Below are 3578 nucleotides of genomic sequence, written 5' to 3' on the forward strand. Positions count from 1 at the left end.
GGTTGACTGGATTTCTCCCAAAGCCAATATGCTGGAAAATGAATATCTTTCTGTAAAGATTAACTGGAACGGAACGCTTACGGTAACGGAAAAGGAAACCGGAAGGGTCATGGAGCAGGTGCACTTTTTTGAGGATTCTTCTGACAAGGGCGGTCCTCTGGTGTACAGTCCTGTATATGAGCGGATGACAATGTACAGTCTGAATGAACCGGCGTCTGCCGCACTGGTATATAACGGACCGCTGCAGGCGACTTATCGGATTATGCTGCGCTGGAGGCTCCCTAAGCGTGTGGAGGCCGCGCTGAAGGTGCATGTGCCTCATGGAAGCGAATGGGTGGATCAGGGGCGCATGCAGCGAAGCGACGAATGGGAGGAGCTTTGCATCACAACGGATGTTACTTTAAAAAAAGGAGCAAGATGGCTGCAGTTCCACACGGTTGTGGATAATACGATAAAAGATCACAGGCTGAGGGTTTTATTTGAGACGGGGCTTTCGGGAGCCATGCTCTGCCGGGCAGATTCCCCATTTGATATTGTACAGCGGGAAATCACAGTGCCCGATTCCAGCCAGTGGTATGAGGCGGCCGCTCGGACATGGCCCAGTCATTCGCTTGTGGCGGTCTCCGAAAAGGAATTTTGCGCGGCGGTATATCATAAGGGGATTTGCGAGTACGAGGTGCTGGATGATGATACCAGGGCGATTGCACTGACCCTTCTGCGGTGCTTCAGCAACGCAGGCAATCCCACAGAAACCTATGAGTATCAGGAGCTGGCAGAGTGTCAGGGGAAATCAGAGTTTGATTACTGGCTTGCAGTATACCCAAAGCAAGTCAAGGATGCTGATTTGGCTAAAGCAGCGCTGGATGCGGTACAGCCCTGTTATGTGATGCAGACCACGAAGCATTGTGGAGAATTGCCCGGACGGCTCAGCTTTTTTGGAGGGAAGGGGGAAGACTTTCTGCTTACCTCTGTCACCAAAGGCAGAGAAAAAAATCAGCTTTTGCTGCGGGGCTATAGCTTGGCCGGCGCGGAGAACTGCGTAACCTTGTTCTTTTGGAAAAAACTGCTGCGGGCAGAAAAAGTGACGCTGGAGAATTGCCTGTTGGAAAGCTTAACTGTTCGGGACGGACATTATGTTACATTCTCGGCGGGGGATCGAGAGATAATCACGCTATCCCTGGAATGGAGTGAAGAAAATGACAGCGAGAAATACAATAGCTGAATGGAAGAATCTGGATTGTACATACGATGGCATTTTTCGGGCCGGACGCAATGGCGTGAAAAGCATTCTCTCTCCCTTGGACGGCCGCTCGGAATTTGTTGTGTTTCAAACGGGGAAGATATTGGTTACCCTGCCGAATTCCGCTGTGCCGGTATATTATCCGCTGATAAGCCATCCCTTTCAGGGACCGGCAAAAGCGGTGCTGATGGATCTGGACGGCACAAGCATCAAAAGCGAAGGTTTTTGGATCGGCGCCATTGAGCAGACGGTATGCTCTCTTATAGGGAATCCATCTTTCCGACTGTCAAAGGAGGACATCCCATTTGTATCCGGTTTTTCTGTTTCAGAACATCTGAAGTACTGCATTGCAAAGTATCATCTGAATGCAGATATGGAAACGGCAAGAAAGTGTTATATGGATGTGGTTCACAGAGAAACGAGAGAGATACTGGAGGGAAAAGGCAGAGAAGACGCTTATATGCCGGCGCCCGGATTAAAAAAATTTTTGCTGAAGCTTAGGGACAGCCATATTAAGATCGGCCTGGTGACAAGCGGTCTGTATGAAAAAGCAATGCCGGAAATCATATCCGGATTCCGGGAAATGGACTGCAGGAAGCCTTATTTGGGTGACCCCATGAAATTTTACGATGCAGTGATTACGGCTGGAACCTCTTTTGGAGACGGGTGTGCGGGTACCCTGGGGGAACTGTGCGCAAAGCCCCACCCATGGCTGTACAGGGAAATATGTGAAGTGGGTCTTGGAATCCATGAAGAGGAGTTTTCCAGCGTGATCGTTTTGGAGGATTCCGCAGCGGGAGTTTTAGCGGCGCGTCTGGCCGGCTTTGACGTGATCGGAATGCGGGATGGGAATATTGAAGCGGCCGGATTGACGGATCTTGTCTGGAGTATGGAAGAGCGCCTGGAGAATATACTGCCCTGTATCTTGGGAAAGGAGGAAAGATTTTGAACGGGAAAAAGACAAAAGCAGCTGCCTGCGGGCAGAAATCTTTGGGAAAGCGCATATGGAAGGCACGATGGTCGTATGCTGCGCTGATTCCTACCTTTGCATTTCTGTTTACCTTTACGCTGTATCCGGCATTGCTGGGGATTTACCGGTCGCTGTTCCGGTGGAAAACCAACAACTATTTTACACCGAAATTTACAGGTGTGGATAACTATATCAGATTGCTTGGGGATTCCGATTTTTGGGAATCCTTTGGGATTCTCCTGGTTTTTATTGTATGGGGATTTATCAATACCTTTGTGATCAATTTTTCTACTACCTATTTTATTTTCCGTCTAAAGGACACCAGGGCAGGAAGATTTTTTAAGAAAGCGTTTGTGGTTCCCATGATGATTCCGGCTATGGTGGGAACGATGTATTGGAGCTTTTTTTACAAGCATGATACGGGTATTTTGGATGCCATACTAAACTATTTGGGAAAAGAGGAATGGATCCATATCTGGCTGGCGGATAATCGTTTTACACTGCCGGCGATGCTCTTTAAAGGATTTCCGTGGGCCGGCGGATTTGCAATGTTGATTTTTCTTGCAGGGTTTTTGAATGTGGATACGGCGCTGGAAGAGGCAATGCAGATTGACGGGGCAAATGCCTGGGATGTTTTTACCAGACTTTATCTGCCGCTGTCTATTCCCCAGATAAAGCTGCTGTCTGTCCTGGGAATGATCGGCGGCTTACAGGATTATACAGTGCAGATCGTGTATACACAGGGCAGGTATCATACGATGGTTCCGGCGTACGCCATGTACCAAAACGCCTTTGAAAATGGAAATTATGGCTATGCTACGGCCCAGGGAACCGTGCTGTTTCTTATCATTTTGATTATTACCATTTTGCAGCAGAAGTATATTAAAAAGGCAGACGAATAGCAGGAGGCAGCGGAGAATGAGTAAAGCGAAAAAGTTACTTTGCAGAGGGGGCATTATCGTTTTTCTGGCAGTAATCGTTGTGTGTACATTTTTTCCGTACTATTTTATGATTATTTCCAGTTTCAAAAATAATGTGGAGATTGCCGCACAGCCATTTTGGGTAACGCTGCCCCTTCGATTTGAAAATTATAGAGATTCTGCCGGGATGATCATACAATACTTTAAAAATTCGCTGATCATCAGCGGAATCAGCGTTTTTCTTACATCGGCAATCGCTGTTTCCAGCGCGTATGTCTTTGCGAGAACGAGTTTTCCGGGAAAAGAGTTTTTGTATGTGTTTGTTTTAATGTTTCAGATGATTCCTGGAGTTTTGACATTGATTCCACAATATGTGCTTGTAAGTGATATGAAAATTATCGGAACCTATTGGGCGGCTATTTTCCCCTTCGTGACGACGGCGCAGATT

Annotated in this window: 4 protein-coding genes; all 4 read left to right on the forward strand. The window is 47.5% G+C overall.

The genetic code is table 11. The annotated features are described in order from the left end of the window. On the forward strand, positions 1-1222 hold a 1222-nt coding region (locus tag AC1WIP_RS13155; protein ID WP_481142254.1), incomplete at its 5' end, for a glycoside hydrolase family 38 C-terminal domain-containing protein. Continuing rightward, the gene (locus AC1WIP_RS13160; RefSeq protein ID WP_481142255.1) at positions 1197-2189 is read left to right on the forward strand and encodes an HAD family hydrolase; all 993 of its coding nucleotides are present in this window, start codon (positions 1197-1199) and stop codon (positions 2187-2189) included. The genes AC1WIP_RS13155 and AC1WIP_RS13160, both read left to right, overlap by 26 nt. Beyond that, positions 2186-3112 (forward strand): carbohydrate ABC transporter permease, encoded by a 927-nt coding sequence (locus AC1WIP_RS13165; protein WP_481142256.1) that lies wholly within the window; start codon positions 2186-2188, stop codon positions 3110-3112. Before AC1WIP_RS13160 ends, AC1WIP_RS13165 begins: the two co-directional genes overlap by 4 nt. A 16-nt stretch (positions 3113-3128) precedes the next feature. Then, the coding region (locus tag AC1WIP_RS13170) for a carbohydrate ABC transporter permease (RefSeq protein WP_481142257.1) at positions 3129-3578 on the forward strand (450 nt) is incomplete at its 3' end.

The organism is Acetatifactor sp., from assembly GCF_982438285.1.

What these genes read in the sequence shown, in the direction of transcription:
- AC1WIP_RS13160 (WP_481142255.1), top strand. Translation starts at nt 1,197, where the DNA reads ATGACAGCGAGAAATACAATAGCTGAATGGAAGAATCTGGATTGTACA.